General features: G+C 62.5%; 25 protein-coding genes. 10 read left to right on the top strand and 15 right to left on the bottom strand.

What is annotated here, in order from left to right:
* Position 1: 1 nt before the first annotated feature.
* From LPJGGPFB_RS19590 to LPJGGPFB_RS19575, 4 genes are all read right to left on the bottom strand, one after another.
* Positions 2–2,308, bottom strand: a complete 2,307-nt coding sequence (locus LPJGGPFB_RS19590; RefSeq protein ID WP_173421601.1) for a xanthine dehydrogenase family protein molybdopterin-binding subunit — start codon at positions 2,306–2,308, stop codon at positions 2–4.
* Positions 2,305–2,787 carry a (2Fe-2S)-binding protein gene (locus LPJGGPFB_RS19585; RefSeq protein WP_173421600.1) on the bottom strand — a complete coding sequence of 161 codons (483 nt, stop codon included), beginning with the start codon at positions 2,785–2,787 and terminating at the stop codon, positions 2,305–2,307. Before LPJGGPFB_RS19585 ends, LPJGGPFB_RS19590 begins: the two co-directional genes overlap by 4 nt.
* Positions 2,784–3,647, bottom strand: coding sequence for an FAD binding domain-containing protein (locus LPJGGPFB_RS19580; protein WP_173421599.1), 864 nt, complete (start codon positions 3,645–3,647; stop codon positions 2,784–2,786). The genes LPJGGPFB_RS19585 and LPJGGPFB_RS19580 overlap by 4 nt, the downstream gene beginning before the upstream one ends.
* A 63-nt stretch (positions 3,648–3,710) precedes the next feature.
* The gene (locus tag LPJGGPFB_RS19575) at positions 3,711–5,102 is read right to left on the bottom strand and encodes a nucleobase:cation symporter-2 family protein (RefSeq protein WP_173421598.1); all 1,392 of its coding nucleotides are present in this window, start codon (positions 5,100–5,102) and stop codon (positions 3,711–3,713) included.
* 160 nt (positions 5,103–5,262) lie between these two features.
* Between LPJGGPFB_RS19575 and LPJGGPFB_RS19570 the strand changes: the two genes are divergently transcribed.
* The 8 genes from LPJGGPFB_RS19570 to LPJGGPFB_RS19535 all read left to right on the top strand — a co-directional run bounded on the left by LPJGGPFB_RS19570 (position 5,263) and on the right by LPJGGPFB_RS19535 (position 14,373).
* Positions 5,263–6,159: a LysR family transcriptional regulator gene (locus tag LPJGGPFB_RS19570; protein ID WP_173421597.1), complete on the top strand. Its 897-nt coding sequence runs from the start codon at positions 5,263–5,265 to the stop codon at positions 6,157–6,159.
* Positions 6,160–6,354: 195 nt separating this feature from the next.
* Entirely contained in the window at positions 6,355–7,143 is a 789-nt protein-coding gene (locus LPJGGPFB_RS19565) for an aldolase (RefSeq protein WP_173421596.1), read from the top strand.
* 222 nt (positions 7,144–7,365) lie between these two features.
* Positions 7,366–8,661, top strand: coding sequence for an amidohydrolase family protein (locus LPJGGPFB_RS19560; protein WP_173421595.1), 1,296 nt, complete (start codon positions 7,366–7,368; stop codon positions 8,659–8,661).
* A 54-nt stretch (positions 8,662–8,715) separates the two neighbouring features.
* Positions 8,716–9,705, top strand: a complete 990-nt coding sequence (locus LPJGGPFB_RS19555; RefSeq protein WP_173421594.1) for a BMP family protein — start codon at positions 8,716–8,718, stop codon at positions 9,703–9,705.
* Positions 9,706–9,774: 69 nt separating this feature from the next.
* Complete coding sequence (locus LPJGGPFB_RS19550) at positions 9,775–10,869, top strand: ABC transporter permease (protein ID WP_173421593.1); 1,095 nt, start codon at positions 9,775–9,777, stop codon at positions 10,867–10,869.
* An 80-nt stretch (positions 10,870–10,949) separates the two neighbouring features.
* Positions 10,950–11,882 (top strand): ABC transporter permease, encoded by a 933-nt coding sequence (locus LPJGGPFB_RS19545; protein ID WP_173421592.1) that lies wholly within the window; start codon positions 10,950–10,952, stop codon positions 11,880–11,882.
* 5 nt (positions 11,883–11,887) lie between these two features.
* The gene (locus LPJGGPFB_RS19540) at positions 11,888–13,420 is read left to right on the top strand and encodes an ABC transporter ATP-binding protein (protein WP_173421591.1); all 1,533 of its coding nucleotides are present in this window, start codon (positions 11,888–11,890) and stop codon (positions 13,418–13,420) included.
* A gap of 56 nt (positions 13,421–13,476) precedes the next feature.
* Entirely contained in the window at positions 13,477–14,373 is an 897-nt protein-coding gene (locus LPJGGPFB_RS19535; protein ID WP_173421590.1) for a LysR family transcriptional regulator, read from the top strand.
* 250 nt (positions 14,374–14,623) lie between these two features.
* Here LPJGGPFB_RS19535 and LPJGGPFB_RS19530 read toward each other — a convergent pair whose 3' ends face one another.
* The 10 genes from LPJGGPFB_RS19530 to LPJGGPFB_RS19485 form a co-directional block, all read right to left on the bottom strand.
* A complete protein-coding gene (locus LPJGGPFB_RS19530) occupies positions 14,624–15,376 on the bottom strand; it encodes an SDR family NAD(P)-dependent oxidoreductase (RefSeq protein WP_173421589.1) in 753 nt (250 codons plus the stop codon).
* A 4-nt stretch (positions 15,377–15,380) separates the two neighbouring features.
* Positions 15,381–16,133, bottom strand: coding sequence for an SDR family NAD(P)-dependent oxidoreductase (locus LPJGGPFB_RS19525; protein WP_173421588.1), 753 nt, complete (start codon positions 16,131–16,133; stop codon positions 15,381–15,383).
* On the bottom strand, positions 16,130–17,161 hold the full coding sequence (locus LPJGGPFB_RS19520) for a proline racemase family protein (protein WP_173421587.1): 1,032 nt from the start codon (positions 17,159–17,161) through the stop codon (positions 16,130–16,132). The genes LPJGGPFB_RS19525 and LPJGGPFB_RS19520 overlap by 4 nt, the downstream gene beginning before the upstream one ends.
* Complete coding sequence (locus LPJGGPFB_RS19515; protein ID WP_173421586.1) at positions 17,158–18,627, bottom strand: aldehyde dehydrogenase family protein; 1,470 nt, start codon at positions 18,625–18,627, stop codon at positions 17,158–17,160. The genes LPJGGPFB_RS19520 and LPJGGPFB_RS19515 overlap by 4 nt, the downstream gene beginning before the upstream one ends.
* 56 nt (positions 18,628–18,683) lie before the next feature.
* On the bottom strand, positions 18,684–19,916 hold the full coding sequence (locus LPJGGPFB_RS19510; protein ID WP_173421585.1) for an NAD(P)/FAD-dependent oxidoreductase: 1,233 nt from the start codon (positions 19,914–19,916) through the stop codon (positions 18,684–18,686).
* A 62-nt stretch (positions 19,917–19,978) separates the two neighbouring features.
* A complete protein-coding gene (locus LPJGGPFB_RS19505; protein ID WP_173421584.1) occupies positions 19,979–20,857 on the bottom strand; it encodes a dihydrodipicolinate synthase family protein in 879 nt (292 codons plus the stop codon).
* Between the two features lie 36 nt (positions 20,858–20,893).
* Entirely contained in the window at positions 20,894–21,559 is a 666-nt protein-coding gene (locus LPJGGPFB_RS19500) for an amino acid ABC transporter permease (protein ID WP_173421583.1), read from the bottom strand.
* A gap of 11 nt (positions 21,560–21,570) precedes the next feature.
* A complete protein-coding gene (locus LPJGGPFB_RS19495) occupies positions 21,571–22,239 on the bottom strand; it encodes an amino acid ABC transporter permease (protein WP_173421582.1) in 669 nt (222 codons plus the stop codon).
* 10 nt (positions 22,240–22,249) lie between these two features.
* Positions 22,250–23,020, bottom strand: coding sequence for an amino acid ABC transporter ATP-binding protein (locus LPJGGPFB_RS19490; RefSeq protein ID WP_173421581.1), 771 nt, complete (start codon positions 23,018–23,020; stop codon positions 22,250–22,252).
* Positions 23,021–23,097: 77 nt separating this feature from the next.
* Positions 23,098–23,931 carry a substrate-binding periplasmic protein gene (locus LPJGGPFB_RS19485; protein ID WP_173421580.1) on the bottom strand — a complete coding sequence of 278 codons (834 nt, stop codon included), beginning with the start codon at positions 23,929–23,931 and terminating at the stop codon, positions 23,098–23,100.
* Between the two features lie 199 nt (positions 23,932–24,130).
* Between LPJGGPFB_RS19485 and LPJGGPFB_RS19480 the strand changes: the two genes are divergently transcribed.
* A complete protein-coding gene (locus LPJGGPFB_RS19480; protein ID WP_173421579.1) occupies positions 24,131–24,850 on the top strand; it encodes a GntR family transcriptional regulator in 720 nt (239 codons plus the stop codon).
* A gap of 3 nt (positions 24,851–24,853) precedes the next feature.
* Positions 24,854–25,636 (top strand): pyrroline-5-carboxylate reductase, encoded by a 783-nt coding sequence (locus tag LPJGGPFB_RS19475; protein ID WP_173421578.1) that lies wholly within the window; start codon positions 24,854–24,856, stop codon positions 25,634–25,636.
* Between the two features lie 200 nt (positions 25,637–25,836).
* On the opposite strand, the gene LPJGGPFB_RS19470 is transcribed toward LPJGGPFB_RS19475, so the two are convergent.
* Positions 25,837–26,859 (bottom strand): serine hydrolase domain-containing protein, encoded by a 1,023-nt coding sequence (locus tag LPJGGPFB_RS19470; protein ID WP_173421577.1) that lies wholly within the window; start codon positions 26,857–26,859, stop codon positions 25,837–25,839.
* Positions 26,860–26,905 lie beyond the last annotated feature (46 nt).

The raw sequence follows: 26,905 nt of genomic DNA, 5'->3' as shown, positions 1-26,905 counted from the left end.
TTCATGCGCCCTTCTCCCTCAAGGCTTTGAGAACGTCTTCCGGAGTAATCGGATAGTGGTGGAAGCGAATGCCGATCGCGTCGTGAATGGCGTTGGCGATGGACGGTCCGATCGCGATGATCGGATCCTCGCCCACACCCTTGGCGCCCCAAGGGCCGCCCGGATCGGGCGCTGCCTCGAGAATGATCGTCTCGATATCAGGCATGTCCATGGAGAGCGGCATCTTGTAGTCGACCAGGCCGGCATTGAGCGAGCGACCGGTCTTCTTGTCGATCAGGTAGTCCTCGGTCAGTGTATGGCCGATGCCCTGCTGGATACCGCCTTCGATCTGCCCCTGCGCGGCGATCGGATGGATCACCCGGCCGACATCGTGCACCGGCACGACACGCTTGACCTCAACGATCCCGGTTTCCGTATCAACGTCGACCTCAGTGAAGTGCGCCGCAAAGGAATAGGACTTGGTAGGTTCATAGGTACCGTTGCCGACAATGTTGGCGGCGGGAATTCCGCGCGAGGGCCCCATGGCTTCCGAAACCGTCATGGAGCGGTCGGGCTCGGCGGTGACGAAGACCTTGCCATCGCAAAGGTCGATCTCATCAGACGAGACCTGCAGCTTCATGGCTGCCCGTTCGAGCACGGCGGCGCGGACCTTGCCAGCGGCCATCTTGGCGGCGGTACCGACCAGATAGGTCGTGTGGCTGGCGAAGGCGCCGATGTCCCACGGAACCACGTCCGTGTCGCCGTGAATGACGCCGACGTCCTCGAAGCGGACGCCGAGTTCTTCCGCAACGATCTGCGCCAGCGCCGTATGCGCGCCGGTACCAAGTCCGGCAGCCCCGGTCAGCAGCGTCACCGTGCCGTCCTCGTTGATTTTCACCGTGGCGTTGCCCTGCTCCTTGATGCCCGGGTAAGCGGACGAGCCGTGCATTTCGCAGCCGATACCCCACCCTTTGCGGATGTGCGGGCGCTTGGGATCCGGCGTCCGGTCCCGGTTCCAAAGCGCCTTCCAGTCGAGCACGTCGACGCCGTGCTGAAGGCAGATTTCAAGCCCGTGGCCAATGATCGGGTGGCCTGATGGCGCGATGTCGCCCGCCCGCACAACGTTCTTCAACTTCAAATCCGCCGGATCCATGCCGAGCCGTTCGGCCGCCTCGTCCATCTGGATGTCGAGTGCATAGTAGCTCTGCACCACCCCGTAACCGCGGAAAGCGCCGTTAATCGGGGTGTTGGTATAGACGCAGCGCCCTTCCAGCCGCACGTTCTCGCAGCGATAGAGCGAGGTGGCGGCGGTGGTTCCGACAATGGTCACACCCGGACCGTGGGAACCGTAGGCACCGGAATCATAGACCAGCTTCATGTCGCGGGCGACAAGCGTGCCATCGTTCTTGAAACCCTGTTTCAGCCAGATCCTGCAGGGGTGACGCGAGCGACCAGCCACGAAGGTCTCGTGGCGGGTGAACTCCATTTTCACCGGCCGGCGGGTTTCCTTCGCCAGCAGCGCACACAGAAACTCGTGCTGGAAGAGGTCCTGCTTGGCTCCGAAGCCACCGCCCATATGGTCGACGAGCACGCGCACCTTGGTGAGCGGCAGGCCGAGCACTTCGGCGAGGATGCCGCGGACCATGAAGGAGGTCTGGGTCGAGGTCCAGAAGGTCAGCTTGTTGGAGCCGTCCCAGTCGGCGATGCAGACGTTCGGCTCCATGTAGGCCGGATGTGGCCGCCCGCCGGAAAAGGTGCCTTCGAGAACGAAATCCGCCTCGGCGAAACCCTTGTCGATGTCGCCGCGGCTGACGCGCACGGGGTCGAGCACCAGGTTGCCGCCGGGGCCGACGTCGTGGATCAGCGGTGCACCGGGCTGGGCGGCGTCCTCCGGCTCGAAGACGGCAGGCAGGGCCTCATATTCCACCTCGATCAGGTCGAGCGCCTCGTCGGCGATCTCCTCGCTGATCGCGGCGACTGCGGCAATGCCCTCGCCCCAGAAGCGGACCTTGTCGTCGAGGATGTACTGGTCCCTGGTGCAGGAGGCAGAGCGTGGATGCGGCGAGCCGTAGTGCAGGACGCGCGGCACGGTCTCATGGGTCAGCACTGCCTTGACGCCCGGATAGGCGAGCGCCTTGCTGACGTCGATCGCCTTGATGCGGGCATGGGCGATGGCCGCGCGCTTGATCTTGCCGTGCAGCATACCGGGGAGCTTGATATCGCCGGTGTACTGCGCCTCGCCTGTCACCTTCTCGAGCACGTCGTCGCGCTTGACGCTCTTGCCGACGATTCTGAACTCGCGCTGTTCGATAGGGGTGGTCATGTTCATGGTCTTGCAGCCTCCATCTCGCGCGCGGCGGATTTGATCGCGTCGAATATCTTGGTGTAGCCAGTGCAGCGGCAGATATTGCCGGAGAGCCCGAAGCGGATTTCCTCATCGGTCGGGCTCGGATTGTCGTCGAGTAACTTCTTCGCCATCATCAGAATGCCGGGCGTGCAGAAGCCGCATTGCGAGGCGCCGTGCCGCATGAAGGCATCCTGCAGGGGATGCAGCCTGTCGACGCCCGGCTGAAGACCTTCGACTGTCTCGACCGAGCGGCCCTCGGCTTCCACGGCAAGCATCAGGCAGGCGTTTACCGGCTCGCCATCGACGAGCACGGTGCAGGCACCGCAGTCGCCGACGTCGCAGCCCTTCTTGGTGCCGGTGAGACCGACATCGTCGCGCAACGCATCAAGCAGGGACCGGCAGCCATCGACGGCCATCTCGCGTGCCTCGCCATTCACGATGAATTCGACCATCCGTTTCATGCGAAAGTCTCCAATGCCTGTCTGATGGCCCGGCCGGTCAGGACGCCGACCATGTCGCGCCGGTAGTCCGCGCTGGCGCGAACGTTGCTGATCGGTGTGCATTCCTCCATTGCCTTGTCGGCGGCCTTCCTGACCGTCGCGGCGTCGAGCCTCGATCCACGCAGCATGGCTTCGGCTTGCGGCGCGCGGAGCACGGTGGCGCCGACCGCACCGAGCGCAATGCGGACGTCGCTGCAGACACCCTCGTCCATCGCCAGGCTCACGGCGACGCCGACGGTGGAAAGCTCCATCGCCTTGCGGCGACCGTGCTTGAGATAGGCCTTGCCGATATTGTCCGCCGCTGGCGGCACGGTGATGCCGGTAACGATCTCGCCCTTGGCGAGAACGGTCTTGCCGGGGCCGGTGAAAAACTCGGCGATCGGCACGACCCGCATGTCGGTGCGGCTGTAGATGTGCACGAAGGCGCCGTCCGCGACCAATGGCGGAATGGTATCGGCCGACGGCGAGGCGCGACAGATATTGCCGACGACGGTCGCGCGGTTGCGCACCTGGATGGAGCCGAGCGAGGCGAGTGCGGCACGCAGGTTCGGATATTGCTGGCGCACCAGCGACAGGTTCTCCAGCCGTCCGACGGTCACCAGCGCGCCGAAGGTCAGGCCGCGCGTCTCGTCGTAGGTGATGTCGGACAAGCCAGGGATCTGCTTGATATCGACGACGTTGCGCACGCGTCGCAGCCGCTCGCGGATCTCGACCAAAAGGTCCGTGCCTCCGTTGAACAGAAATGTATCGTCGCCGAGTTCGGTGAGAAGGCGGGAGGCATGCTCCAGCGTTTCCGCCCGATAATAGTCGAAGCGTCTCATGGAATTCCTCTTGGGGTTCGGAGCTCCGGCGGCGCGCGGCCGCCGGACTAATGGTGTTGCTCTCTAGGCAAGGTCGGCAGCCGGCGTGCCGTCCGCGAGCTCTGCTTCCTCCGGCTCCTTCGCCGGAACGCCGTTGAAGAGAATGTTGAGCAGCGCTGCCGCGAAGGTACCGACGAGGACGCCACTGTGCAGGAACTTCTCGATCGCCGCGGGCAATTGGTCGAAGATGTTTTCGGCGACAACCGGCACCATGGCGAGGCCGACGCTGACGGCGACGATGTAGAGGTTGCGCCTGTTCGCCGCGAAATCCACCTTCGTCAGGATCTTCACGCCCGTTGCCGACACCATGCCGAACATCACGATGGCAGCACCGCCGACAACGTAGCTCGGGATCGAAGCGCTGACGAAAGCAACTTTCGGCAACGAGCCGAGCAGGATCAGGATGACGCCGCCCGCCGCCACCACGAAGCGGCTGAGCACGCCGGTGATCTGAAGAAGGCCGACATTCTGCGCATAGGTCGTGTAGGTGAAGGTATTGAGCAGGCCGCCGATAATGTTCCCGACACCGTCGGTTCTCAAGCCCCGGGTCAGTTCAGCCTGGGTGATCTTGCGACCGGCCATGTCGCCTACCGCCAGGAATTGTCCTGTCGATTCGATCATCATGACCGTCATGACCGCACAGAGCGACAGGATCGACCAGAACTCGAAGATCGGCCATCCGAAGGCGAGCGGGTGAATGATGCGCACCCAGTCGGCCTCTGCAACGCCGTGGAAGTCCACCTTTCCGGCAGCGATCGCGATCACGAAGCCGACACCGATGCCAAGCAGGACCGCAAGATTGGCCATGAAGCCCTTGAGGACGCGGGTGAGCAGCAGGATCGACAGGAGCACGATGGCGGCGACGGCGAGCGCGAAGGGCGCGCCATAGGCGGGGTTGGGGATCATGCCATCCGGGCCCTTGATCATCGGCTGGCCGCCCGCCGCCCAGTTTACCCCGACGCGCATCAGCGAGAGGCCGATGACCAGCATGACGGTACCGGTGACAACAGGCGGAAAGAAGCGCACCCAGCGGCCGAAGAACGGCGCGACCAGGACCGTGAATACCCCGGAGCCTATGACGGCGCCAATGACGCCCGGCATGCCGAGATCGGGATTGGTGCCCGTCGCGATGATGGAGGGCACGGCGGTGAACGAAATCCCCATCATGATCGGCAGGCGAATGCCGACGTTCCAGATGCCGAGTGCCTGGATGAGGGTAACGATGCCACAACAGAACAGGTCGGCGCTGACGAGCATCGCGATCTGTTCCTTGGGCAAGTGAAGTGCGCTGCCGACAATGAGCGGTACGGCGACCGCTCCGGCATACATGACGAGAACGTGTTGCAGGCCCAGAGCCATCAGGCTCGGAATCGGGTACATCTTTTCGACTGGATCCGTCGTGTCGGACTTACGCATTCGCTTTCCTCCCAGCGAACAGCTTCCGGCGCGGTGGGGCATCTTGGCCTCATGATCTTTTAACCGCACGCCGTACACCGAGGATCATGCGGCTGGTCAAATCAGCAAACAATCGGCACAATTAGATTTATTCATATAATAATTGAATGAATGGATCGCGATGGACATCACGCTGAAACAGCTTAGGGCCTTCGTCACCGTGGCCAACCTCGGACAGTTCACCCTGGCTGCCGACAAACTCGGCTCGTCGCAGTCGGCCGTCAGCACGCTCGTGCGCCAGCTGGAGCAGAACCTCAATCTGCGTCTCTTCGACCGTCACACGCGACTTCTGCGCCTCACGGAGGCCGGCACGGACATATTGCCGGTCGCAGCACGCGCCGTGGCCGACATCGAAGGCATGGTGGAGAGCTCGCGTGAATTGAATGCGCTCCGGCGCGGAAAAGTTTCGATCGCAGCCGGAACTGTGCAGGCCGCTCTGATGCTGCCGCAGCTCGTCAACGCCTTCAACAAGCTCTACCCCGAGATCTCCGTCGCCCTGCATGATGTCGCGGAGAAAGCCGTCTTGGAACAGGTCGCCAACAGCTCGGTGGATCTTGGCATCGGCACGGTACCGGAGGACGACAGCGAACTCATGGGCACCCGGCTTACGACCGACGAATTCCTCGTCGTCCTTCACCCGGACGATCCGCTCGCCAAACTGACCGAGCTGCGTTGGACAGATCTTGTCGACAGGAAGCTGATCGGGCCGCAGCGGGGCAATCCGATCCGAGACCGCCTGGAGAACGAACTGGCGCGCAACGGCATCGTGCTGCCCTTCGATAAGACGATGCAGGAGGTGGCGCTGCCGCTGACGATCATCGGCATGGTCGAGGGCGGTCTCGGCGTCGCGATCATGACCTCGGCGGTCACGCGTCTCGCGACGTCGATGGGCCTCGTCGTGCGGACGCCGACCGAGCCGCACATCAAGCGGGAAGTCAGCCTGATCCAGAAGCGCGCGCGTTCGCTCTCGCCAGCCGCCCGACGGTTTCGCGACTTCCTGCTGAAATCCGTGCACTAGACTTTTACCGTAAAGGGTCAGCGGTGCCGCCCCCGGACCACCAGCCCGCAATTGACCGCGCAAGGCTTCGAGCGTTATCTGGTGGCGCTGCTGGACCGTGACGACTCGGGCAGGCAGGGCGCAGCCGCACGACGCTGCGCGCGGTAGCCTTCGGGCCAGCCGCCGCTCCCAGCCCAACCATGCCCAGGAGCACCCATGGCCCATTCTTTGAAATGCCACACCGATGCGGACCGTCACAACCGGCCCGATCTTTCCGCCGATGCCGTCCGTACGGCGAAGGAAGACCTTGCCGCTTGTTTCCGCATGGCAGCGCGCAACGGTTTTGAGGAGGGGATCTGCAACCATTTTTCCGCGGTCGTGCCTGGCCACGACGATCTCTTCATCGTCAACCCATACGGCTATGCCTTTCGCGAACTGACGGCGTCAAAACTCCTCGTGTGCGATTTCAATGGCACCGTCATCGACGGTGAAGGCGAACCGGAGGCGACAGCCTTCTACATCCATGCGGAGATACATCGCCGACTGCCGCGCGCAAAGGTCGCCTTCCACACCCACATGCCCTATGCGACAGCGCTCTCCATGACCGAGGGTGCTCCGTTGATCTGGGCTGGACAGACGGCGCTGAAATTCTACGGACGCACCGCCGTCGACGAAAACTACAATGGCCTGGCGCTCGACCACCAGGAGGGTGCGCGCATCGCCGCAGCCGCCGGCGACGCTGATATCGTTTTTCTGAAACACCATGGCGTGCTGGTACTGGCGCCCACGATCGCAGAAGCCTGGGACGACCTCTATTACCTGGAGCGAGCGGCCGAAGTGCAGGTGCTCGCCATGTCCACGGGCAGGGAGGTCTTGCCGGTAGATCCCGCAATTGCCGAGGCGGCCTACAGACAGATGCGCGAAGGCGATCCCGCGTCCGCCCAGGCCCATCTCGCAGCCCTTCGCCGCCAGCTGGATGGCGAGGAACCGCAGTATCGTCACTGATTTTGGGTGGTCGTCTGCGGTAGGTGATGGGCCACAACCCTCGACCCATCGCAGTCGCAGCACATTGATTTAGCTTATTACTTTCTTTGGAGATCTTTACTTGCGCGTATTCCCGACGAAAGCAATTATTGCGATTTACTTATCAAATGATTGAAATAATGAATTTGTTTCAATTAATGGCCCGTGCTTAGTCTTCCGCCATGACAAGAAGGTGGGGACGGAATGGCACGTGACAATCTAACGGCGTCGCTCGCAAAACTGACCGGCGGTCAGTCCTTTGCTCTCACGGGCGGAAGCGTCATTCATGACGACGGCTCACAATCGGTGAGCGACATTGTCGTCGGCGCCGACGGGCGCATCGCCATTGTCGAACCCTTTCTCGACAGCGGGTCCTACAGCGCCCATGTGGATATTACAGGCATGCTCGTTTCGCCGGGTTTCGTCGACGCGCACCAGCATCTCGACAAAACGGGCGTACTGCGCTTTACCCCCAATCCGTCAGGCACGCTCCAGGGCGCCCGCGAAGCCTTCGCGAAATATGCCCGTACCGCCGGCCCTGACGACATTCGCAAGCGCGCAACGCGCACAATCGGGCGATGTCTTTCCCGCGGCACGACCGCGATCCGCAGCCATATCAACGTCGACAAGGATGCCGGCTTCCACGGCATCGAGACGCTGGCGGCCATTCGCGATGCTGAGAGGCACCGGATCACGCTTCAACTGGTCGCCTTCATGACGCCCCATCCCGGCCAGGATTTCGAGTGGCTGGGCAAGAACATCGACCGCGCCGTCGCGCTCGCCGATGCCGTCGGCGGAACGCCCGCCGTTTCCGAGGACCCGCCGCGTTACCTCGACATCTTGTTTTCCGCGGCTGTGAAGTCCGGCAAGCCGATCGACCTGCATCTCGATGAACACCTCAATAGCGGGGTGCATCTTCTCGACGCCGCTCTCGATCGCGTGGAACACTTCGGCATGCAGGGGCGCACCGTCTTCAGCCACGTCTCTGTGTTGAGCGCCCTGCCCCGTCGGCAGTTCCAGCGGATAGCCGAGCGCCTGCACAAACTGAATGTCGGTGTCGTGACGCTGCCTGCGGCAAATCTCTATCTGCAAGGCCGCGACTACGAGGTCCTGCCGCCGCGCGGACTGACGCGCGTCGCCGAGCTCTATCGTGCCGGCATCACCATCGCCACGGCCTCGGACAATATCCAGGACCCCTTCGTCCCGACCGGCTCGGGCGACATGCTGGAAATCGCCCGCTGGACGCTGCTGGCCGGCCACCTGCGCGGTGATGAACTCGCCGCAGCGCACGGCATGATCACGACGGCCCCTGCCCGCCTGATGGGCCTTGGAAGAGACTATGGCCTAAGGCCCGGCGCGCGCGCTGACTTCGTGGTCACTGACTGCATCGATACCGACACGCTGGTTGCCGGCGGACCGGATCGGGCCTTTGTCTTCTCGAACGGGCGCCTGGTCTCGCAGAGCGCCACCGAAAATATCCGCCTGCAGGAGAACGCATAAAAGGGAACGGCTGCTCCGGGGGGATTGTGACTTCAATCTAATGGGAGGAATGAAATGATAACTGAAATTTCGCGTCGTTTACTGCTTGCGTCCACTCTCGGAATGGCCCTGACCGGAATGCTCCGGCTCGACGTCGCGCATGCGGAAGACTTTAAGATGGGCCTTCTAGTGCCTGGTAGTGTCTCCGAAGAAGGATGGAACCGGATCGGTTACAACGCGCTCAAGGGCGTGGAGGAACAGCTTGGCGCCAAGATCAGCTATGTCGAGCTGCAGCAGAACCCGGCCTCCTTCGAGAAGGCGTTTCGCGACTATGCCAGCCAGGGTTACAAGGTCATCCTCGGCCACGGCTTCGAGTTCCAGGACGCCGCGCGCGATGTCGCCCTCGACTACCCGGACACCTATTTCCTTATCTCGTCGAGCGCGATCCACGAAGGCAACGTCATCGGGCTCAACACCGATACCAGCCAGCCCTTCTACCTGATGGGCGTCATCGCCGCGAAAATGGGTGGCAAGGCCGGCCTCGTTGGCGGCATGGAAATCCCGCCGATCCAGCAGGCCTTCACCGGCTTCAAGAACGGCGCAAAAAGCATCAACCCGGACTTCCCGATCAGCGAGGCCTATATCGGCAACTTCACCGATACGACCGCCGCCAAGGAAGCTGCATTGAGCATGATTTCGCAAGGCGCGGACTTCGTCGTACCGAACGCCTCGGGCGCAACGGTCGGCGGCTATCAGGCCATCGCAGAGTCCGGCCCGGACGTGCGCTCCTTCTCGATCTTCAGCGATTTCACCGAGGTAGCGCCCAACAACATCCTGGGGCTCTACGTTGCCGATTACGCGCAAGGCGTGGTCGAGGTGGTCCGCGCGATCAAGGACGGTCACCCGCCGGCGGCAAACGTCGTTTTCGGCCTGAAGGATCCCAAGGTCATCTCGTTTACGTTTCGCGACGACGGCCCGGTCACCGTGCCGCAGGACATCCGCGCCGAGGTGAAGGCAATCAGCGACAAGATCGCCGCTGGCGAGATCAAGACCGGCGCAGAATAGCCGGCTTCACGCTGCGGCAGGTCGTCCGGCCGCAGCCCTCCCGCCTCACACCAACATCCGGACCGACCCATGGCTGAGATAAACCAGGGAGTGCGTGAGACCGTGAATTCTCAAGCAACCCACGCCTTCACCCACACGCTCTCGCGCGCCGCGATCAGCGCTCTGACACCCATCGCGGCGGTTCTCGTCGCTCTCGCCTTTGGCGCCGCCCTTTTATCGCTCAACGGCTTCAACGGCAGCGACGTCGTTACCGTGATGGTCTTCGGCTCGTTTCAAGACATGCGTTCGGTCGGAGAAATTCTCCTCAAGGCGACCCCCCTGATCCTGATCGGCGCGGGCCTCTGTGTAGCCTTCCGCTGTTCGATCTGGAACATCGGCGCCGAGGGCCAACTCTATGTTGGTGCGATCGCTGCAACTCTTGTCGGCACCAGCATCGATGGACTTTCCGTGTGGGTGCATGCGCCGCTCGTGATGCTGGCCGGGGCGTTGGCGGGCGCTGCCTGGGCCGGCATTGCCGGCTACCTGAAGGTGCGCTTTCAGGCGAGCGAGATCGTCACCACGATCATGCTCAACTACATCGCCCTCATCCTTACGAGCTATCTGGTCACCGGTCCGATGCGCGACGCGAGTGCTGCCTATCCGCAATCGGCAAGGCTGGTGCGCGAAGCCTGGACACCACGTCTGGTGACCGACCTGCGGCTTCACATCGGCATTCTCGTCGCTTTGGTGCTGGCCGTCGGCCTCTACATCTTCCTGCGAAGAAGCAGTCGCGGCTTTGCGCTGCGCGTCGTCGGTCTCAACCCCCACGCCGCCCGTTATGCCGGCATGAACGTCGCACGAAACGTCATGATCGCTATCTGCATCAGCGGCGCGATGGCCGGGCTTGCCGGCGCCTTCGAAGTGGCGGGCGTCACCCGACGGCTCTATCAGAACATCTCGCCCGGTTATGGCTTCGAAGGCATCGCCGTGGCGTTGCTGGCGGGCAACAACCCGTTGGCAGCGATTCTCTCGGGCGGCCTGTTTGCGACGCTGCGCTCGGGCTCGGAAGTCCTCCAGATCACCTCGCAGGTCCCGCAGGTCCTGGTGCTCGTCATCCAGGGCATTGTCATCCTCTCGGTCGTCGCCTTCGCCAAGCTGCGCGACGTCCTCAGGATCGTGGCTTGAAAGCATGGAAACTCCCGCACGACCCTTTGCCGTCCGCGGGAAAACAAAACCTTTGGCTACATTCCTAGAGGGTATAACCGATGGACGACATGATGCTCCTCACCTTCCTCGCGACGCTCGTCGGCGCCGCCTGGAGGCTTGCCACCCCCTTGATCTTCGCCTCGATCGGCGAGGTCTTTTCCGAGCGCGCGGGCGTGCTCAATATCGGACTCGAGGGCACAATGCTCGTCGGCGCATTCTGCGGCTTCGCTGCGGCCTCGGCCACCGGCAACATTCCGCTCGGGCTTTTGGCGGGCGTTGCCGGCGGCATGCTGTTCGGGCTCGTCTTCGCCTTCTTCACGATCACCATCAAGGCAGACCAGATCGTGGTGGGCGCGGCACTCAACCTGCTCGGCATGGGCCTGACGGCCTTCCTCTTCCGCACCTATTACGTCTCGACGGGCAAGGGCATCGATATCGCCCAGCCAGTCCACATACCGTGGCTGAGCGACCTGCCCTTCCTCGGGGAGGCGTTCTTCCGGCAAAACCTGATCGTGTACTCGACGATACTGGCCGCCATCCTCGCCACACTCGTGCTCTACCGCACCTCGTTCGGCCTGACGCTTCGCGCCGTCGGCGAACACCCGAAAGCCGTCGACGTCGCCGGTCGCAGCGTGCCTGGCTACCGTTATGCCGCCGTTCTCGTCGGTACCGGGTTTGCGGGGCTCGGAGGCGCGTTCCTGACGCTTGGTCACTCCAACCAGTTCGTCGAAGGCATGACCTCCGGCCGCGGTTTCATCGCCCTGGCTGTCGTGGTCTTTGCGCGCTGGTCGCCGATCGGGGCATTCTTCGTCTCTCTGCTCTTCGGCCTCTTTTATGCCCTGCAGCTCATGCTCCAGGCGCAAGCGTCCATCGTCGTGCCCTATCAGGTGCTGCAGGCGCTTCCCTATATCATGACGATCATCACGCTCGTCGTGTTCCGCGGCAAGGGTGCTGCACCCAGCAAGCTCGGCCAGCCCTACGAGATGAGGTGATCGACATGTCGACAAGACCCTTCCTGCGCATCGACAATATCCGCAAACGCTTCGGGCCCATCGTCGCCAGCGACGGTGTATCCCTCGAAATCGAGGAGGGCGAAATCCACTCGCTGCTTGGCGAAAACGGCGCCGGCAAGAGCGTGCTGATGAGCATGATATGCGGCATGGTCCGGCCGGATGAAGGCGATATCGTCTACAAAGGGCAACCGGTGAGCTTCGCCAGCCCGCGCGACGCGATCCGCCAGCGCATCGGCATGGTGCACCAGCATTTCATGCTGGTGCCGAACCTCACGGTGGCGGAAAACTACATCCTCGGCCAGGGTTCTGCACTCAGCGTCATCTCCGACATGGACAAGGTCCACCGAAAGATCCGCGCGCTTTCCGAACGCTACGCCCTCGACGTACGTCCCGACGCAATCGTCGAAGATCTCTCGGTCGGCGAGCAGCAGCGGGTGGAAATCTTGAAAGTGCTGTTCCACGGCATCGACCTGCTGATCCTCGACGAGCCAACCGCCGTTCTGACCCCGCAGGAGACCGACCGCCTCCTCTGCCTGATGAGCGATCTCGTGAAGGATGGAAAGACCGTCGTCTTCATCTCGCACAAGTTGGACGAGGTGATGCGCGTCAGCAATCGCATCAGCGTCATGCGCGACGGACGCGTCGTACACACGGTCAAGGTAGGGGAAACGAATGCGCGGGAGCTCGCCCGCATGATGGTGGGCCGCGACGTTCGCATGGAGCTGCCGCGCAACCCCGAGCCACCCGGCCCTATCGTGCTCTCTGTTGAAAACCTTGCCTGCCGCGCAGAGAATGGCATTCCGGCCGTGCGCGGCGTGAGCTTCGACGTGCGCGCCGGCGAAATCGTCGGCATCGCCGGCGTTTCCGGCAACGGCCAAACGGAACTCTCGCTCGCACTTTCCGGACTGCTGCCCGTCGATACAGGGCGCGTCGTTCTCAACGGAAAGGAGATTACCGGTCTTGATCCCGCCGCGATCAATGCCAGGAGCTTTTCCCACATACCGGAGGACCGTCACAAACATGGCATCGTGCTTCCGCTGTCGCTCAGCGAAAACACCATCCTCCAACGCTACGACCAAAAACCCTTCGCGACGGGCGGCATGCTGAATGGCCGGGTGATTGCCGAGCATACCCGCGACCTGATCAAGCGTTTCCGTGTGAAGAGCCGGGACGAGAACCAGCCAATCGCTGCGCTGTCAGGTGGGAACCAGCAAAAACTGGTCGTCGCGCGGGAGCTGGCGCGCAATCCCGATTTCATCCTCGTCAACCAGCTTACCCGCGGTATCGATATCGGCGCGATGGAGTTCGTGATGGAGGAGATGCTGAAGCAGCGCGACAGCGGTCGCGCCATTCTGCTTATCTCCACGGAGCTCGAGGAGCTGTTCGCAATCTGCGACCGCATCCTGGTGATGTTCCACGGCGGGATCCTTGGCGAACTGCCCCCGGACCGCACTCGTCTCGACGAACTAGGCTTGCTTATGGCCGGCAACAAGGAACAGCCGGCACCTGCGGGGTAGACAAGCGAAGATTTGGCAGGCTTTGATGGGGCAGGATAACGGGAGGTCGCGCGTACATGAACATAACCCTGCGGCAACTCAGGGCCTTCATCGCAGTGGCCGAGCTCGGCCAGTTCAACATCGCCGCACGCAATCTCCATCTCACCCAGTCCGCGGTCAGCATCCTCATCCGCGACCTTGAGACGGAAATCGGCGTGCGTCTGTTCGACCGGCATACGCGCATGGTCTCCCTCACTCTTGTCGGCCAGGAGTTTCTGCCGCAAGCGCGAAAGATCCTGAAGGACCTGGAACTGGCCGTCGGCGACGTGCGCGACAACGCCATGCTGAAGCGCGGCCAGGTGACGGTCGCCGCGGCGATCGTGCTTGCCGCCACCATCGTTCCGCCGATCATCGCGCGCTTCCTGCGCATGTACCCGGAGATCTCCGTCAATATTCGCGACATGCCCGAGGAGCAGATCACCCCGGCGCTCAAGCGCCACGAGGTCGACATCGCCGTCGGCACCCTCTCCGAGGAGGATCCGGAGATCACCGCGACGGCCTTGCTGCGCGACAAGCTGATGCTCGTCTGCCGGGAAGATCACCGGTTTGCAAAGCGCAAATCCGTGCGCTGGGCACAACTTAAAGACGAGACCCTGATTACGCTTGCCGCTTCCAATCCACTACGCAACATCGTCGAGCACAATCTTATCCGCGTCGTCCCGAACTATCGGCCGAAGTACGAGGTGCGTTTTTCGACGACCGCGATCAGCATGATCGCTGCCGGGATGGGTGTTTCGGTGCTGCCGGAGAATTCCGGACAACTCGCCTCGGCCGTCGGGGTGACCACAATCGATCTCATTGACCCCATCGTCATGCGCGATGTCTCACTGCTTCAACGGCGCCATCACAGCCTTTCTCCCGCTGCCGAGCATCTGAAGGCGGCCTTCATTGCCAGCGCTGCAAGAAACAATTGAGTGTTCGACAAGGCCCCGGGACGCTCTACCAGCGTGCTCGTCGCTTGCGATGACCAACTCTTAAGCCCCGCCCCTCTTTAAATCCCCGCGTGAGTTCACCGATCCGCCTGCTTCGCCCTGACCTGCTTTGAGCAAAGTGTCGTCAGAGCGGTGCGACACAACACCGACGGCTTGAAGCGATATCGAACTGCGAACCTCCTCATCAGGCCAATGTTCGATCCGTGCCTACTGCCGAAATGCTGGCCCAATCTCAGGCAACCGCCTGCGCGCCGGTGATTTCGACAAGTGAACCGCACATGAAGGCTGCTTCGTCCGAGGCCAGGAAGGCGACCAAGGCTGCGACCTCCTCGGGTTTCCCGATGCGCCCGAAGGGGACGAGCTTGTCGAGATCGGCAATGGTGCGCCCGGAACGCTTCACTCCGGCTTCCAGCATCGGGGTGTGGATCTCGCCTGGGCAGACGGCGTTAACGCGGATCTTGTTCGGCGCGTAGTCGCGCGCAAGGTTCTGCGTGAAGCTGGCCACCGCGGCCTTCGTGACGTTGTAGGCGATGTGATTGGGGGCAGGATAAAGGCCCCACTGGGAGGCCGTGTTCACGATCGCGCCGCCGCCTGCCTCGATCATGTGAGGGAGCGTCGCCTGGCACAGGTGGAACATTGCATCGACATTGACCGCAAAGCTCAGCCGCCAATCCTCCGGCATCAGCGAGAGGAGATTGCCGCGGCGGTTGATGCCGGCATTGTTGCAAAGCACGTCGATATGCCCTTCGGTCGCAATGACGTTATCGATGATGGCGCGGCAACCCTCGGCAGTGGCGATGTCGCTGGCGAGCGCACGGGCGTTGCCGCCCTCGCCCGAAATCTGCGCGACGGTCGCTTCCGCGCCTTCGCCGTTCATGTCCGTGACGATAACGCGCGCGCCCTCGGCAGCGAAGCGGGCGCTGATCGCTCCCCCGATGCCGCCAGCAGCTCCAGTGACGATGACGACCTTATCCTTGAAACGCATCCTGTTACCTCATGTAGCTGCCGCCGTTCACGTCCAGCACGGCGCCGTTGAGAGAGGCCTGCGAGGGACGGAAGGCGAAGGCGGTGATCTCGCCGATTTCCTGTGGGTCGACCATCCTGGCGATGGGGATGCCGGCCAAAGCCGCCGCCTCACCGTGTTCGGCGATATAGGCTTCGGCCATTTCGGTGCGCACCCAGCCGGGCGCCAGCGCTAACGCGGTCACGCCCTCATGCCCGTGGCTTTGCGCAATCGATTTGGTGAGATTGATCAGGGCGGCCTTCGAGGCGCCATAGGCCATGGCACTGGAGGTGTAGCCGCGCTGACCGGCACGGCTGGCCATGTTGACGATCCGGCCGCCGCCATGCACGCGAAAATGCTGGATGGCGAGCTTCGACAGATCGACTGCCGAAAGGAAGTTGACCTGCATTTCGCGCACCCAGACCCGCTGCCACTCTTCCATCGGCGCGTCGATCGCAACTTCTGACCGGATACCGGCATTGTTGACGAGGCCCGTCAGCCGACCGGCAACGGCCAGGGCCTGATCCCACAGGGCCTGCGGCCCGGCCGGATCCGACAGATCGGCTGGCACGCACCAGCCCCTGCCGTTAAGCGATTTCACAAGCACCTCGGCGGCATCGCGATTGCGGCCGTAGTGCACGACGACATTCGCTCCGTCCGCCACGAGAGCATGGCAGATCGCCCGCCCGATGGCGCCCGTCGCACCGGTGACGAGAATGGACTGTCCCGAAAGCTTCATAGTTCACCCACCTGCGGACCCCAGGTATCCGACAGGGCAAAGCCTTGCGCAAAGGGATCCTGTGGATCGAGCCGAAGTTGCTGGCGGCCGAAGACGTAGCCCTGGCCGGTGATGCGCGGCAGGACGGCCGGGCGTCCGCCGACGGTTGTCTCGCCGACAATCTCCGCCGTGAAGGTCCCGCCGATGATGCTGCGCGAAATGCGCCGGTCGCCGATCCCTGCCAGCCCCCTTGCATGCAGGATCGCCAGATTGGCCGAGGAGCCCGTGCCGCAGGGCGAGCGGTCGACCCGGCCCGGTTTCAGTGTTGTGCAGGTGATGACCGATCCATCAGGTTGATAGTCGCGGAACATCACATACGCGATCTCATCGAGACCCGGGATCTCAGGATGATCCACCTCCACCTGCTTGGCCAACAGCGCCTTGATCTCCGTCCCTGCCTCGGCCAGGGCGCGAGCCGCCTCCGGCACGATCCTTAAGCCCACTCGATCAACGTCGATCTGGGCATAAAAGACACCACCGAAGGCGATGTCCCCGGTGATGCGCCCCCATTTCGGCGTGTCGATCACGACATCGAGCGCGTGAACGAAGGCCGGGACATTGTCGAGGCTGACCGACAGGCATCGGCCGTTCTCACACCGCGCACGGGCGACGATCAGCCCGGCTGCGGTATCCAGACGGACCACCGTTTCCGGCTCAATCATAGCAACACGGCCGGTTTCGATAAGCGCGGTCACCACGCAGATGCAGTTGGAGCCCGACATCGGATGGGCACGATCCGGCTGCAGCACGATGAAGGCGGCATCGGCATCCGGCCGGGTCGGCGGCAGCAGCAGGTTGGTCGTGTGGACAACCTGTGCCCGCGGCTCGCGTGTCAGGAACAGACGCAGCGACGGGTCCACGTTGTTGAGATGGTTCATCTTGTCGAGGATGGTTGCGCCCGGAATGTCGGGGGCGCCGCCGATGAGGACATTGCCGCTTTCGCCCTTGCAATGCACGAGCAGGATATCGAGTACCTTGTCGAAGGTCATTTCAGATACCATCCCCACGGCTCATCACCAACCAGACGCGTGATCTGCTTTGTCTCCAGATAGTTGTCGAGGCCCCATCGGCCGAGTTCCCGACCAATTCCGGACTGCTTGTAGCCGCCCCACGGCGCTTCGGTGAAAGTCGGCTGCGAGCAATTGATCCAGACGATCCCGGCGCGGAAGGCGGCGGCCACGCGTTCGCAGCGTTCATCATCCGCCGACATGACGGCGGCGGCGAGGCCGAAGCGGGAATCATTGGCAAGATGGATCGCCTCCTCCTCGGTCTCGAAAGGACGAATGCAGACGACCGGGCCAAAGATTTCCTCGATCCAAGCATCGCTGTCGAGCGGCATGTCGGTGAGGATCGTCGGCGCGACCCAGAAACCCTTGTCGAAGCCCTCGTATCTGCCGCCGCACGCGACGGTCGCGCCCTGCTCTATCGCACGGTCGATGTGGCGCAGGACGTCCTCGTACTGGCCCTTGTTGACGAGTGGCCCGAGCAGCGTACCCGCGTCGAGGCCGTTGCCCATCTTGATTTTCCTTGCTTCCTCCACCAACCGCGCCAGAAGCTTCGGGTAGAGCGGGGCTTCCACCAGTACCCTTGACGTGGCCGAGCAGACCTGGCCCTGGTTCCAGAAGATGCCGAACATGATCCATTCGACGGCCTTCTCGATATCGCTGTCGGCAAAGACGACGAACGGCGACTTGCCGCCGAGTTCGAGACTGATGCGTTTAACGTCCTTCGCGCCGGCAGCCATGATGCGCGAACCAACCGGCCCTGAACCCGTGAAAGCCACCTTGTCGACCGCGGGATGCTCGACGAGGGCCTGCCCTACGACCGAACCTTTGCCCGAGAGAATGCTTAGCACGCCCCGCGGCAGCCCCGCTGCCTCGGCGATCGCGCCAAGCTCCAGCGCCGTCAGCGAGGTGGTTTCGGCGGGCTTGAGAATCATGGTGCAGCCGGCTGCAAGAGCAGGAGCGACCTTCCAGGAGGCCATGAGAAGCGGATAATTCCAGGGAACGATGGCGACCGCGACGCCGAGCGGTTCGCGCACGGCCTTGGAGACGAAGCGCGCATCCGCAAGCGTCACCTCCTCCACTTCGCCATCCAACTCCTCGGCAAGATCGGCATAGAAATCGAAGCAGCCTGCGGCGTCCGCCAGGTCCCATTCGGACTCGGGCAGCGGCTTGCCGTTATCGCGGGTCTCCATGCGCGCAAGCTCCGGCAGGCGATCGCGGATGCCCTTAGCCATGGCGCGGAGATAGTTCGCGCGCTCCTTGCCCGAAAGACGCGGCCAGGGCCCGTTGTCGAAGGCTTCGCGCGCCGCCTTCACGGCAGCTTCGGCCTCCAACGCGCCGGCGGCGGCAATGTGATGGAAAACTTCTTCGGTCGCCGGGTCGATCACCGCGAGCATCGCTCCGTCGGCGGGAGCGACCCATTGGCCATCGATGAAAAGCTTGTTCTGCATGATATCCTCACAGGTAATGCATGGGCGGCATCAGTCCGGACTGCGGACAACGCCCTTCAGAAACGGTCGACACGATAAGGACGCATATCGACAGGCGGTGTCACGCCGGTCATCAGGTCGCCCATCAGGCGCGCGGTCGTTGCGGCATAGGTAACGCCCAGATGACCGTGGCCTGTGGCATAGAAGACACCCGAGACCTTCGCCGAGGCAGACATGACCGGCACGGTGTCGGGAAAAGCCGGACGATGACCCATCCACTCCGAAAAGTCTTCGCAGCGCAGCCTCGGTAGGGCCGTCTGCGCCCGCCGCACGGTTGTCTTCGAGCGGCGGTAATCGGGTGGCGCGTCAAGGCCCGCCATTTCCACCGTGCCGCCGACGCGGATCCCGCCCGCCGTTGGCGTGACCATGAAGGCCCGTGCGGGCCAGATGATCGAATGGCGCATGGAAATGCCGGGAGCCATGATCTGTGTATGATAGCCACGCTCGGTTTCGAGCGGCATCGGCTCTCCCAGCATTTTCGAGAGCAACCCGCTATAGGCACCCGCTGAGATCACCACCTCATCGGCAGCGATGCGATCGCCTCCCGCGAGCCGCACGGCGGTGATGCGGTCGGATCGGTCAAACCCCGCCACCGCTGCGCGCCGGATTTCGCCGCCGCGTTCGCGGAAACGTTGCGCCAGGCGGTTCACCAGGCGAAACGGATCACGCAGGCTGCGGTTCTGCGGAAAGAGGACGGCGATGCCGATCGTGTCCGACAGTTCCGGTTCCAGTTCCCGCGCCTGCGCACCCGTCAGCCGGCGGTACGGAAAGCCGAAGCGCTCGAGGATTTCGATATGCTCACGGTCGGCGCGAAACTCCGCCTCGTCGCTGTAGAGCGAAAGGCAGCCCTGTTCCGTCAATTCGTCTTCCAGCCCCGTTTCGCACAGCAGAGGCAGGAGGTCGTCATAGACACGCCTGCAGAGGGCCGCACCCTCGGCCTCCAGCCGGCGCAGCTTGCCAGGCCGCGAGGCGGCAACGAAACGCGCGAACCAGGGAAGGAGCTTTGGCATATAGCCAGGACGAACGCGCACCGGCCCCTCGGGGTCGAGCATCCAGCCCGGGATCTGCCGCCAGATCGACGGGCGTGAAGCCGGCATGAACTCGGTCACGGCAATCGAGGCCATGTTGCCGTAGGACGCGCCGCGCCCGACCTCGTCCCTATCGAGAAGGACGACCTGGCGGCCGCGCGTCTGCAGCTCGTAGGCAATCGCCGTGCCGATGATCCCTGCGCCGACAACCACGGTCGTCATGCTCGCCTCTTTCCGTTGTTCATCAGTCTGGTCGGGCGGCTCATCCGCCTGGTCATGGGGACTTACCAGTTTAGGATCGGTTGCATGGCGGCGCGGAATTCGGCCTTTTCCTCGGCCGTCAGGAGCCCGAGCGGCCCTCGGCATTCGCCGACCGGCAAGCCCTGCAATTCGCAGCCATACTTGATCTTCTGGACGAACTTGCCGGACTCGAGGATGTTCATCGCCCGGTAAAGGGTCTTCATCATTTGGCGGGCCTTGCCGAGGTCCCCCGACCTATACGCCCGGTCGAGATCGCAGCAGGCCTTGGCCATGCAGTTCGATGGACCGCAGATCCAGCTTTCCGCACCCCAGAACATGAAATCGAGCGCGATGTCGTCCGAACCGCTGACAAGCTGGATTTTGCCTTCGTAACGACTGGCGATGTCGATCGCCCGTTGCAGCACGCCCGAGCTTTCCTTGATGGCAATGACGCGCGGATTGTCGGCAAAATGATCCATCAGTTCGAAGCTGATGTCCGACCCGTCCTTGGCGGGATAACTGTAGAGCACGAGATCGACGTCGACGGCGGCAAGAACGGTCTCGTAGTGCTTGATGAGCTCGGCCTGGCTCGGGCGGGTGTAGAACGGCGGCGCGAGCAGGACGGTGTCGTAGCCGATCTGCTTGGCAATCGCCGTCTGTTCGATGACCTCACGCGTGGCCGGCGCATTGGTGCCGGCGATCAGGATTTCACCTGGCTTGGCAAAGTCTTTGACGAACTGAAGAACGTCGCGACGCTCTTCCGTCGACTGGCTGAAATATTCTCCGGTGGAGCCGTTCGGCACCCAGCCCGTGACACCGGCTTCACGCAGGTGAACCATGAGCCTTTCGAAGGCCTTGAAATCGATCTGACCCTTGGCATCGAAGGGGGTGACGAGGGCCGGCATGACGCCTGACAGTTTCATGGGAATCTCCATTCGGATGTTCGTGTGGCGGGCGCGTCAGACGGCCAGCCGCTTGAGGATGCGTTGTTCGATGACCGTGACGGCGCGCGTCAGCGGGAAGGCGATGACGAAGTAGATGAGGGCGACGGCGGTCAGCACCTCGATGGGCCGGGCCGTGTTGTTGGATATGTTCTGGCCGACGAACATGAGGTCCGCCATGCCGACAGCCGAGACCAGCGCGCTTTCCTTGAAGAGGCTGATGCAGTTGGAAAGCAGCGTCGGTGCAGCGCGCAGCACCGCCTGCGGGAGGACGACGTTCGCCGTGCGTGCCCAGGGAGAAAGGCCCAGCGCCACGCAGGCGTCCAACTGCTCGCGCCCGACGGACTTCAGCGATGCACGGAACGTTTCGCTGCTGATCGCCCCCATGTAGAGCGTCAGCGCTATCACACCGGACGCCATGTTGGAGAGTTCGACGCCGAGGACCAATGGCAGGCAGAAAAATATCCAGAACAGCTGCACGAGCACGGGCGTGCCGCGGAAGAACTCCACATAGACGCTCGATGGGCCTCGCAGGATTGCGTTCTTGGAGGTTCTGGCAAGGGCGACAAGGAAGCCGAGGATGCAGCCGAGCAGGATGCAGATCAGGGTCAGCTTGAGTGTGGTCCAGAGGCCGAGCAAGAGTGCATGCTGGAATTTCAGCACGATCGCGAAGTCGAAGGTCATCGTTGAACTCCTCAGCTTGCCAGGGCTTCGCGGCGGCGTTCCAGGTAGCCGACGACCTGGGAAACCGGGAACGACACGGCGAAATAGAACAATGCGACGATGGTGAAGGTCTCGATCGGGCGGTATGTCTGCGTGGCCAGGGTCTTGCCCTGGTACATCAGATCCTGGACAGCAACGATGGCGACCAGCGCGCTCTGCTGGAAGATCCCGATCCCGTTGGTGAGCAGCACCGGCATCGAGTTGCGCACCGCTGTGGGTAGAACGATATAGAGAATTCTCTGGAATGGGTTCAAACCGAGCGCCACGCCGGCATCGAGCTGCTCGCGCGGCACGGCCTGGATCGAGGCACGGTAAGCCTCCGCATTGAAGGCCGCGAGATTGAGGCCGAGCGCCAGGATCCCCATCGTGACTGAACCGAGGAACACGTTGAACAGCATGGGGACGCAATAGAAGAACCAGACAATCTGGATGATCGCCGGCGTGCAACGGAAGAATTCGATGAAGAGCGTGACCGGGAGGCGGATCACAGCAAAGCGGCTCATCACGAGCAGCGCCAGTCCAAAGCCAAGCGTCAAGCCGATGGCATTTGCGGCAATCGTGAGTTCGACCGTGACGAGCAGGCCATCCCAAAGCGGTCCGAAATTGCGAAAGACGGACGCGAAGTCAAAACTGTAGTTCATGGCGTCCTCCTCAGTGCTTGATGTGGAACACCCGCTCGATGAACTCGCGCGTGCGCTCCTCCTTGGGAGAGCCAAGCACCTGCTCTGGCGGACCATCCTCGACGACCACGCCGCCGGCGCAGAAAATCACGCGGGAAGCAATGTTCTTCGCAAACCACATGTCGTGGGTCACAATGACCATCGGCATCTGCTGCTGGGCGAGTTGCAGGATCACCTGTTCGACTTCGGCCACAAGCTCGGGATCGAGCGCCGAAGTCACCTCGTCGAACAGCATGAGTTTCGGATCGAGCATCAGGGCGCGGGCAATGGCCACGCGCTGCTTCTGCCCGCCGGAGAGCTGGGCTGGATAGGCTTTAGCCTTCTGCGCGAGGCCGAAACGCGTCAGCAGCGCCATGGCCCTCGCCTCTGCCTCGGCCTTCTTCTCTCCCCGTACCTTCATCGGCGCGAGGATCAGGTTTCCGATCACGTCGAGATGCGGAAATAACGTGTAGTGCTGAAACACCATTCCGATCGACCGCCGGACCTTGGCATCAATCGTGGTCTTGCCGTTGCCGTTTGCGCAGATGTAGGGCTTTCCACCGAAACCGACGGACCCTCTGTCGATCTGTTCGAGTCCCATCAGAACACGCAGAAGTGTGGACTTGCCACCGCCGGAGGGCCCGATAACGACGACGCGGTCGCCCGCCTTCATTTCGATATCGAGGCCCTGCAGCACCTTGACGACGCCGCCGTAGCTCTTGTGCAGTCCTTCGATCTTAACCAGCGGGGCGGTGTCCGACATCGTCCAAACTCTCCTCCTTGAGACAGGGAAGCGGAGCCGCCGCGGGGCGGCTCCGGCATGGCTGATAGTTGCCGGGCTCAGTTGCCGGTTTTGAGAACCTGATCGACCGCCTTGCGGATCAGTTCCTCGATGTGACCGGTAGCAACCCGCTCTTCGAGGAAGATATTGATCACCTCGACATCGGCGGCGGAAAGCTGATGCGGCAGGCCAAAGGCGACGCCCTGTCTTGCAAGCGCCGGCGTGGGGTTCAGCGCAACGGCCCAATCCGGATTGGACTGTGTGAAGAGCTGGTTGGTATCGGACGCGTCGACAAGTATGTCCGCGCGGCGGGATACAACGGCAAGGCGTGTTTCATCGTTGGTTGGCAAGCGCAAGATCGTGGCAGTCTTGACGACCGAGGAGATCGCCTTGTCTTGTGCCGTGCCCGACATCACCGCGAGCGTGACGTCGGCCTTGTCGATATCGGCGACTGCGGCCGCGCCAGTCGGGATCTTGGGATTCTCCTTATTGTAGGCAAGCGAGATCTGATACTCCATCGCAGGAACGGAGAACTGCACGGCCATGGCCCGTGCCGGTGTCCGGTTGAGCGCCAGCGACACGTCCCATTTCCCGGCCTGCAGACCGGCGACGATATTGTCCCAGGTCGTGTCTACGAATTCGGGCTTGACCTTCAAAACCTCTGCAAACTCGCGGCAGAGGTCGGCAAAAAAGCCGGAATACTCGCCGCTTGCCGGATCGCGCATGACATAGGGCGGGGCGACAGCTGCTCCGCACCGCAGCGCCCCGGTTTTCTGGACGCCCTGCCAGTATCCGTCTGTGGTCTCAGCCGATGCGGCTGTGGGAGAAAAACTCGCCACCAGGACGAGCGCCGCCGTCGCCCGCAGTGCGGACGTCATCACTCTCGAAAGCATGTGCATTCCCCAATTTTTGTGCGCGTAAAGCGCGGTTCCACCGGTCGGCTGCGGCCGTTCTTTTTGTTTTTCGTGTCGGCTCCGTGTCGACTGAGTAATTTATGTCGTCTCCGTGTCGACAAAGTCAAGCGGAAATTTTACAATTGCTGCGCGGTCGTTTTTCTGGCCCAATGCCGAAGAAATACGGAAAGGGACGTAAGTGTCTGACGAGATTGATACGAAACGGGTGCGCGGCACCGGCTGGAAAAGCGTCTACGACACGCTGCGAACTGAAATTCTCGCTCTGGCCCTGCCGCCGGGCCAACTGCTGGATGAGACAACGCTTGCCGAGCGTTTCGATATGTCTCGGTCGCCGGTGCGCGAGGCCTTGATCAGGCTTGCGGGCGAGGATCTGGTGGTGACGCTTTCCAATCGCAGCACGATCGTGGCGCCGATCGAGGTCGCAAGCTTTCCAAAATATGTGGAGGCGCTTGATGTCGCCCAACGCATGAACACTCGGCTTGCCGCAGCTCTCAGGACCGACGCCGACCTTAAGATCATAGCCAAGCGTCAAAAGGAATTCGAGGCGGCCGTCAGGACCGGCATGCACCTGAAGATGTCGGAGGCCAACAAGCAATTCCACATGGCCGTCGCTTACGCTGGGAAGAACACCTATCTCGCCTCATTCTACGAGCGCCTCCTCAATCAGGGCCAGCGGATGCTGCACCTGCATTTCGAATATCTTGAGCGCACCGGCGACGGCTATCTCCTGACCGACGAGCATGAGTTGATGCTGGAGGCAATCCGGGCGAAAAACGTCGAGCGTGCCGACGAGCTGGCCCATGCCCACACCCGCCAGTTCCAGGATAATTTCATCTCGTTCCTGCGCGAAAATTACACGACCGATGTCGCCTTCGGGCCGCTTGCGGCTGCGGAATAGACCATGCCCCTGCCCCAGAAGATCGGATTCATCGGAACAGGCGCCATCACCGACGCCATGGTGCGCGGCCTGCTCGCAAAGCCCGCTGCGGTCCCGCATGTTATGGTGTCGATGCGCAGCGCGGATATTTCGGCGGCGCTCGCCGCCGAATTCCCGCAAGTGCTGGTCTCCAACGACAACCAGGCGATCGTCGACGGCTGCGATACGGTCGTCCTGGCGATCCGCCCGCAGATCGCCGAGGACGTCATTCGCCCCCTGCGGTTTCGTGACGACCAGAGGGTGATCAGCGTCGTCGCCGCTACCGGGAGACAAGCACTCCGCGACTGGATCGGCGCCGACGTTGAGCTCACTCAGGCCATCCCCCTACCCTTCGTCTCCCGGCGGAAGGGCGTCACCGCCGTCTACCCACCGGATGAGGGCACGGCCGCTATCTTCAACGTGCTCGGCAACGCCGTCGAATGCGAAACCAAGGCGGAATACGACCTCCTCGCTACCGCGAGCGCCCTGATGGCGACCTATTTCGGCATCATGCACCGCACGACGGAGTGGCTCGCGGAAAACGGGTTGCCGGAAGAAAAGGGCCGCGCCTATCTCACGCCACTCTTTGCCGGTCTTGCAGAAGCAGCAGCTCATGCCGAAGAAGATATCAAATTCATCGATTTGAGCCGCGAATTCGCCACCAGGGGCGGTTTGAACGAGCAAGTGTTTCAAGACTTCGACGGTCAGGGCGGGACGGATGCCCTGAGACGAGCGCTCGATGGTGTTCTTAAACGCATCTCCCGCTGAATCTGCGTTGGACCTTTGTCCGGTTGGGCGAATACGGCCCCCTGCCCAGCCAGAGTCCTGACATCAACAGCTGCGGAATAGCTCACCCCTGGAATGGCCGGGATTGGGTTAGATCGAGCTTGTTTTCGTCACAGTCGAGTTCGCCCAGTGCCGGCCATCGGTTCAGATGATTTTCGAATGACGGACGTCGCGAACCGCCGCTATTCGCCGAGACGTGGCGCGGCCTTGACCGTGTCGATGATGTTGCCGAGCAAGAGATGCAAGGCATCGCGGTAACCGGTGCGTGCCGACGGGGCGCTCTCCTGCGAGGTCATCACCACGGTCAGCTCGAGCGCCGACACGATATAGAGCATCTGGCCTCCATACCCCCAGGCGAAGTGCACAGTCTCGCCAGCGATCTGGCGCTGAAACCAGCCATAACCGTAGATGTCCCCGGAGAAGCGCGAATTGGTGCGCGGTTGCCAGGACTGCGCGATCCACTCAGCCGGCACGACCTGTCGCCCTTCGGCCGTCTTGCCGCCGTTGCGATAAACCTCGCCGAAGGCAAGCAGCGATCGCGCGCTCATCGCCATCTGGTTGCCGCCCAGATAGATGCCTTGCGGATCGCGGTCCCACCCATCGATGCGAAAGCCCTTGATCGGGCCGAGCCATTCGCGGGCAAGAGCAAGGGTCGGCTTGCCGCTAACCCTGGTCAGAATTGCGGAAAGCAGGTGAGTGGACGCAGTCGAATAGAGCATCTCCCCGCCGGGTTCATCGTCGAACGGCTGTGCCAACGCGGAGCGAACCCAATTGCGGCTCGACACCCAGCGGCCGTAATTGGGGCCGGACATTCGTCCAAGCCCGGCCTGCATCGACAGCAGATGACCGATGGTGATGTCCTGAAGCCGCGGGTCCGGGGACACCGGCAGGTCGGACTCGAGGATCGGCGCAATCTTTTGCTCCGGCCCCTGCAGCAGCCCCTTGTCGATCGCGATGCCGACGAGCGCCGACACGATCGATTTGGAAGCCGACTTGATGTTGGTGCTGTCCGAAGGGCGATTGCCCCGGTAGCCACGCTCGGCAACGACGGCACCGGATCGGGCGACGATCACCGTCTTCAGCGGCGTCAGGTCGTCTCGCGCTGCAAGTCCCTCCAACAGCGTCGGAAGCGAAGGCCGCTCCTGTGCGACTGCCAGGGAGCACATCGCCAGAAGCCAGAACAATGCAGCGGCAAATCTGATCATATATTCCGATCTAGGGTGAAAGCGCGGCCGCGTCATCGGACGACAT

Source organism: Ensifer adhaerens, assembly GCF_013283195.1.
GTDB lineage: Bacteria > Pseudomonadota > Alphaproteobacteria > Rhizobiales > Rhizobiaceae > Ensifer > Ensifer adhaerens_G.
Note: the sequence above shows the minus strand (reverse complement) of the source record. Positions and strands in the feature narration are given on the sequence as shown.